General features: G+C 69.1%; 7 protein-coding genes. 4 read left to right on the plus strand and 3 right to left on the minus strand.

Going from position 1 to position 6,423, the window contains the following annotated elements:
• Positions 1–175: 175 nt before the first annotated feature.
• Entirely contained in the window at positions 176–1,360 is a 1,185-nt protein-coding gene (locus tag ABZV94_RS10445) for an NAD-dependent formate dehydrogenase (RefSeq protein WP_356339333.1), read from the minus strand.
• A gap of 485 nt (positions 1,361–1,845) precedes the next feature.
• Positions 1,846–2,304 carry a cold shock domain-containing protein gene (locus tag ABZV94_RS10450; protein ID WP_356339335.1) on the minus strand — a complete coding sequence of 153 codons (459 nt, stop codon included), beginning with the start codon at positions 2,302–2,304 and terminating at the stop codon, positions 1,846–1,848.
• A gap of 212 nt (positions 2,305–2,516) precedes the next feature.
• Between ABZV94_RS10450 and ABZV94_RS10455 the strand changes: the two genes are divergently transcribed.
• From ABZV94_RS10455 to mqnP, 4 genes are all read left to right on the plus strand, one after another.
• On the plus strand, positions 2,517–2,867 hold the full coding sequence (locus ABZV94_RS10455; RefSeq protein ID WP_356339337.1) for a hypothetical protein: 351 nt from the start codon (positions 2,517–2,519) through the stop codon (positions 2,865–2,867).
• Between the two features lie 97 nt (positions 2,868–2,964).
• Complete coding sequence (locus tag ABZV94_RS10460) at positions 2,965–3,336, plus strand: helix-turn-helix domain-containing protein (RefSeq protein ID WP_356339340.1); 372 nt, start codon at positions 2,965–2,967, stop codon at positions 3,334–3,336.
• A 449-nt stretch (positions 3,337–3,785) separates the two neighbouring features.
• Entirely contained in the window at positions 3,786–3,986 is a 201-nt protein-coding gene (locus ABZV94_RS10465; RefSeq protein ID WP_356339342.1) for a cold-shock protein, read from the plus strand.
• 646 nt (positions 3,987–4,632) lie between these two features.
• Positions 4,633–5,538, plus strand: coding sequence for a menaquinone biosynthesis prenyltransferase MqnP (gene mqnP, locus ABZV94_RS10470; protein ID WP_356339344.1), 906 nt, complete (start codon positions 4,633–4,635; stop codon positions 5,536–5,538).
• Between the two features lie 22 nt (positions 5,539–5,560).
• Here the strand turns inward: mqnP and ABZV94_RS10475 are convergent, their stop codons facing one another.
• Positions 5,561–6,328, minus strand: a complete 768-nt coding sequence (locus ABZV94_RS10475; protein ID WP_356339346.1) for a type VII secretion system-associated protein — start codon at positions 6,326–6,328, stop codon at positions 5,561–5,563.
• Between the last annotated feature and the right edge of the window lie 95 nt (positions 6,329–6,423).

Consider the following 6,423-nt stretch of genomic DNA (forward strand, 5'->3'; position numbering starts at 1 on the left):
GGTCTGGCGGTCCGCCGGGCCCGGTCCTCGCGGGTGACGCGGCGCCCGGGGCGGGGGTCACCCCCGGCCCCGGCTCGGGGGCCCGGCCCCGGTGCCGGGCCCGCGCCCCCTGGGGAGGGTGACGCCGGGAAGCCTCGGGGGAAGGGCCCCCGGCGTCACGCGTGGCTCGCAGGGGTCAGGCGCCGGTGCTGCCCGGGCTCGCCGCCCCCGACGTGGTGTACGCGTGTGCTCCGGTGCCTGCCAGCTTGCCGCCGTCGACGATGAGGTACTCGTCGCGGATCGGGCGGCCGGCGAAGAAGTCCTCCAGGATCTCGCGGGTGCCGGCGGCGTACCGTGCCTGGGCCGAGAGGGTGGAGCCCGACACGTGCGGGGTCATGGCGTTGTGCGGCATGGTCCGCCAGGGGTGGCTGGGCGCCGGGGGCTGCGGGTACCAGACGTCGCCCGCGTATCCGGCCAGCCGGCCCGACTTCAGGGCGCGCACGACCGCGTCGCGCACCATGATCTCCGCCCGCGCGGTGTTGACGATGTAGGAGCCGCGGCGCATGGTCGCGAGCAGTTCGTCGTCGAAGAGGTGGTACGTCTCGGGCTGGAGCGGCGCGTGCACGGACACCGCGTCCACGCTGCGCACCAGCGACCGCACGTCCGGGTGGTAGGTGAGCCCCAGTTCCCGCTCGACGGCCTCGGGGAGCCGGTGCCGGTTCATGTAGTGCAGGTTGACGTCGAACGGCTTGAGCCTCTTGAGCACCGCGCGGCCGATGCGGCCGGCCGCGATGACGCCGACGTCCATGCCCTCGATGTCGTAGGCCCGTGACACGGCGTCGGCGATGTTCCAGCCGCCGTTGCGGACCCACTCGTGAGAGGAGACGAAGTTCCGCACCAGGCAGAGCAGTTGCATCACGGCGTGTTCGGCGACGCTGATGCTGTTGCTGTAGGTCTCCTCGGCGACGGTGATGCCGCGCCGGATGGCGGCCTCCAGGTCGACGTGGTCGGAGCCGATGCCCGCGGTGAGGGCGAGCTTGAGCTTCTTCGCCTTGGCGATGCGCTCGGCGGACAGGTACGCCGGCCAGAACGGCTGGGAGATGACGACGTCCGCGTCGGGCAGCTCACGCTCGAAGACGCAGTCCTCTCCGTCCTTGTCGCTGGTGACGACGAACTCGTGGCCCTGCTCCTCCAGAAAGGAGCGCAGGCCCAGTCCTCCCGAGACGCAGCCGAGGAGCTCACCGGGGGTGAAGTCGACGGCGGACGGGGTCGGCAGGCTCATGCCGTCCGGATAGGCGGTGAGCCGGGGGAGCGCGTCGCGGACGTACTCGGGCGGGTAGCCGGTCAGCGGATCCGGATACAGGACGCACAGCACCTTCATTTCCCGTTACTCCTCGTACGCGAGCGATCGAGCGCCCCGTGAACAGGCCGGAGCCCGGGACGTGGGACAGACAACTCCTGTCGAGACCATCGCCACCCACCGTGACAACTCGTCGCTGGGTAGCCAGGGATTCCCACTGTCGCTCAGGGCGCCCGCTCAGGGCCATGTGGCGGGCCCCACGACCCCGTGCGCCCGGCGTGCGGCGCACCCCACTCTCGGATGCGGGTTCTCCCGTGCTCGTCTCAGCCCGTCGTTCTCACAGACGCACGCTCTCCGGCATGTCCGGGTGCTCTGGCAGGGGCGGGAGACGGTGGTCGACCATGCGGTGCAGCATTCCAGAGGCCGTCACCGACAGCCAGTCGCGCGGGGTGAGCTCGTCCTCCCCGTGCCACCCGGCGACCGCCACCGCCTCCAACGCGGCGCACAACCCGCAACCCGGCACGCGAACGAACGCGTTCGAAGGAGGGTCGCAGGAGGCGGCGGGATCACTTGTCGATCCAGCCATGGCTCTGGCCGAGTTCCACCAGTGTCGCCCGGACCTGACGGATCTGCTCACCTGTCAGCGACGGCACGGCGGTCAGCAGGGATTCGGTCACCTCGTGACGGTACTCGTCGGCGCTGAGCACGTCACAGACCTGCTCGTCCGGCTCCGCAGCCGTCGCTCGCAGGACGGATGTGTCCGGAGCGGCGGCCGGGAGAGGTTCGGGAGGCAAAGCCGGGCCGACGCGTGCCCCGGTGGCTGTCTGCGCCACCCGGACGTCGGCGGCCTTGAGCCCACGCTCGCCCTCCTCGATCTCGAACTCGACTGCGAGCCCGGGACGGAGCTGGTACTCGGGGAAGCGGAGGTCGTTGACGTGAAGGAACACATCTTCACCTCCGTGCTCCGGGGCGATGAAGCCGTATCCCCGCACACTGTCGAACCGCACCACACGACCGGCAACCATGAGCAACCTCTGCAACGACGTCAACGGAACCCCCACGTACGCCGCTTCCCACCCGACCACGGCGCCATCCAGCCGGAGATCGCTTCCGCTCGGCCAACATGACGCACCGGGGTAACGCTCGGCTGCGCCGCATTCTATCTTTCAAGTGACACATGAGTTCGCCGACTGAGTGATCTTCGGCGCACTCTCAATCATGATGACTGGAGGTTGTTGTGCGGAACCTGAAGCGACACCTTGCATCCGTTGCCGTGACCGCAGGCGCCGTCGCAGTGGCGGTAGGACTGTCCGGCTCCCCCGCTTTCGCCGTGGACCCCGGCACGCCCGGCTACGTCACCTTCTGGCAGGGCGGATTCACCGGCCCCACCCTGGAGTATTCGCCGTCCCAGGTCGGCACGTCGTGCGTTACCCTGCCGTTCACGGTGCAGGCCGACCTAAACTACAGCTACCGGACTGTTCTCGTCTACGACGGCACCGGGTGCACCGGTGCCGCCCTGACGCTGCCTGCGGGCGACGTGCACAGCTTCGGCGGGTTCCTCGCGAAGAGTTTCCGCTTCGCGAACTGACGGGCTGCGGCCGGCCGGTGGGGCTCAGGGGCTGAGAGTCATGTGTTTCCGGTTAGAGTGAGTTTCTGACTACGTCCTGGCTGGATAGTGTCTGATCATGACGACTGCAAAAGGCGAGCCCACCATCAGTGTGTTCGCAAAGGACTGCCTCCCCCGTCAAGTGCTTCTGGACGTGACGGGGCGGTGGGGCATCCTCGTCCTGTCGGCCCTGTACGAGCGGCCGTGCCGGTTCAACGTCCTGCGGCGCCGCATCGAGGGCATCAGCGAGAAAATGCTGTCGCAGACGCTGTACACCCTGCGCAGGGACGGTCTCGTGAACCGGCACGTCGAGGCCACGATCCCCCCGAAGGTTACCTACAGTCTGTCGCCCCTCGGTACCAGCGTGGCCGTTCGGGCCGTCGAGCTCGTCGCACTGCTCGAAGCAGAGGTGGACAAGTTCGAGCGGGCCTGGGCAACCTTCGAGGAGTGATCTCGGCCAAACCGCGTCATGCCGGCCCGGCGAGCGCATCACCGCATGAGCCGACACGTGAAGAGGCGTCGTCCGGTCCCCGCATGACTGCGAGGGGGTGACCGTCCGCCCTCACGTCCGGCCAGGGACACGGCTGCCTGCTGCCCCCCCCCCCCCCCCGTACGACTCTCTCCCTGCTCGCCGTCCAACCGGGCCCCTCACGCGCGCGATGTTCCCTCCCTCTCGCTTCACTTGCGCGCGCCACGGCCCGCTCCGCCTACGCGGCCGCATGCGAAGTCGGCGTCTGGACGACCTGAGCCGCGGCGTCCACCCGGACGCGCCGCCCTCCATCGGTTGCCGGGAATGTGGTGACGCGGCAGGGTGGTCGGCAAGGGCTGCACCGGCTTCACCGCTGGCGGCCCTCATCTCAGCACACCTGGGACTCACCCAGCACGACCGAAGGAAACAGCATGGCCAGCGGCACGGTGAAGTGGTTCAACGCGGAGAAGGGATACGGATTCATCGCACAGGACGGCGGGCCCGACGTCTTCGCCCACTACTCCGCCATCTCCGGTACGGGCTTCCGTGAGCTCGTCGAAGGCGAGCGTGTCACGTTCGACGTCACCCAGGGCCAGAAGGGCCCGCAGGCGGAGAACATCATCCGTCCCTGACCCGGGAGGCACCGACCGGTCCGGTGCCCGCGACGTACCGGTCCGCGCTCCGGTGGCGGGGCGTGGACCGGCACAGCAAGGGGGCGTTCACCAGCTGTGACATGTCACGGAACCGCGTGGCTGCTGACCTTCCGTGCGTGATGCCGTGATGGCCTGGCGCATACGAGTCTTGGTGCCGGTGAGGCAGCCGGCGACGACTTCGGGTCTCGGGTCGATGACCACTCGGCTCGACCTCGCCGACGAGTCAAGTGTCGGGCGCCGCTACAGGCCTTCGGGTTAACCGCCCGGCGGGCCGGCACCGTTGCCGTCGATCTCCTGGCCGGAGGGCTTCCGCCGCTGGGCGCGGCGATGTTCACGGAGCATTCCTCAGCCGCGTCTCGTCCGTTCGACCAACCGAGCAGGGAGATACCCAGGACCGTGCAGTGCGGCTGGCCGCCTTGGGCGATCACGGAGCGGATGCCCCGATCTGCCTCATCACACACGGTCACATCCAACCGTCCTCGTCATGACCTTCAAGGTGGGCGCCGACTCTTGCACGACCCGCAGATGAGTCACACATGACAGTCACCTCTCCCTTTACTCCCACAGGTAGGCTCTTCACACTTCCGTATGCGCGCCATGGCGTGCTCTTGCAAGGAGTCGTCCTGTGAGTTCAGTATCCGCGGCGGTCCCTCAGCCGGGGCGGACAAAAGCCTTCCTTCGGCTGGTGATGATCGAGCACTCGGTCTTCGCGCTGCCTTTCGCCTACATCGCCACCCTGACCGCCATGCGTGAGCGCGACGGCAGGGTGGACTGGGTGACGCTCCTGCTGGTCACCGTCTGCATGGTGGGGCTGCGGACCTTCGCCATGGCCGCGAACCGGATCATCGACCGCGAGATCGACGCCCGCAACCCGCGTACAGCCCACCGTGAGCTCGTCACCGGTGCGATGTCAGTGCGGCACGCGTGGACGGGTGCGCTGGTGGCCGTCGTCGTCTTCCTCGGCGCAGCCGCCTTGTTGAACCCACTGTGCCTGGCTCTCGCGCCCGTCGCGGTCGCCCCCATGGTGGTCTATCCGTACGCGAAGCGGTTCACCAACTTCCCCCAGGCCTTCCTGGGGCTGGCCCAGTCCATGGGCCCGGTCGGCGCCTGGCTCGCGGTCAGCGGCTCCTGGTCCTGGAAGGCGGTGATCCTCGGTCTCGCCGTCGGCATCTGGATCGGTGGCTTCGACCTGATCTATGCCTGTCAGGACGTCGACACGGACCGCCGCATCGGCGTCAAGTCGGTTCCGGCCCGCTTCGGCATCCCGGCCGCGATCTGGGGCGCGCGGGTGTGCCACACGATCACCACGACCCTGTTCGTCTGGTTCGCCCTGGCCACCCACGCCGGCGCGTTCTTCTGGCTGGGCCTGCTGATCGTCGCTGGCGCCTTCCTCTACGAGCACTCCATCGTGCGTCCGCACGACCTCTCCCGCCTCAACCGCGCCTTCTTCCAGGTCAACGGCTTCATCGGCATAGCGCTGTTCGTGTGCGCGCTGCTAGACCTGCTGGTGCGGGGGTTGTCGCTGCGCTGAGCGGACCAAGGTGGCGGGGAGGTCAGTCGTCCTCGCCACCTTGGTCTTCGTGCTCCTCCCCGTCTCCCTTTTCGCTCCCCGCTCCACCTTCCGGCTCGCTCTGCGATCGCCCGCCGAGCAGCGTCATGTGATCGGCGACGTAGGCCACCGCGCCCGCGGGGTTCAGGTACAGCTCGTGCCCGTAGGGAATCTCCGGGAGCAGGTCCTCCACCTGCACCCGCCGATGACGCAGAGCGCCCACGCGGTCGAGCTGAGCCTGTGAGGTGAACACCGGGACGACCGGTGTGCCGTCGGGCGCCGACGCGGTCACCGGCGCGTCGGCGGCGTCAACCAGTACGGCGACCTCGGCCCTCAGCAGCAGCCGGTCTATGTCCTCCTCGGGACCGTACCCCGTCGCGGCAAGCTGGATGGCCGCGTCCAGCTCGTCGGTGGGATCGTCCCAGCCGAGCGCCGTCGGAGACGGGCGGTAGTCCGGGTTCTCCGACCACTCCACCACCTCCCCGTCACCGTCCGTCCGCCACTGCCCCACGATGGCCCACGCGGGCGGCTCGCCCGAGCCCTGCCAGTAGGGGTCGACGATCCCCAGCCAGTGGTCGGGCGCCAGCCGCGCGGCCTCCTTGATGCGCTCGGGGACCTCGGGCAGTTCCTCCGCGCCCACTGCCTCCGCGTCTTCCGACCCGATCACCGGGGCCGCGCGCAGCCGCGACGCCCAGCGGGCGATCGTGTCGACGTCGTCCCGGCCACGCACGTCATCCTGAACGCCGGCTTCGCCATCGGGGACGGTGTCCACCGGAGCATGCTGGACCCCACCGGGTTCCTCGGTCTCGTGCTCAGTCATTGCCTCGTCCTTCTCGCGGGCTTCGCCGCCGTGCCGCGGCGCGGCCG

The sequence above is a fragment of the Streptomyces sp. NPDC004658 genome, from assembly GCF_040609555.1.
Classification (GTDB): domain Bacteria; phylum Actinomycetota; class Actinomycetes; order Streptomycetales; family Streptomycetaceae; genus Streptomyces.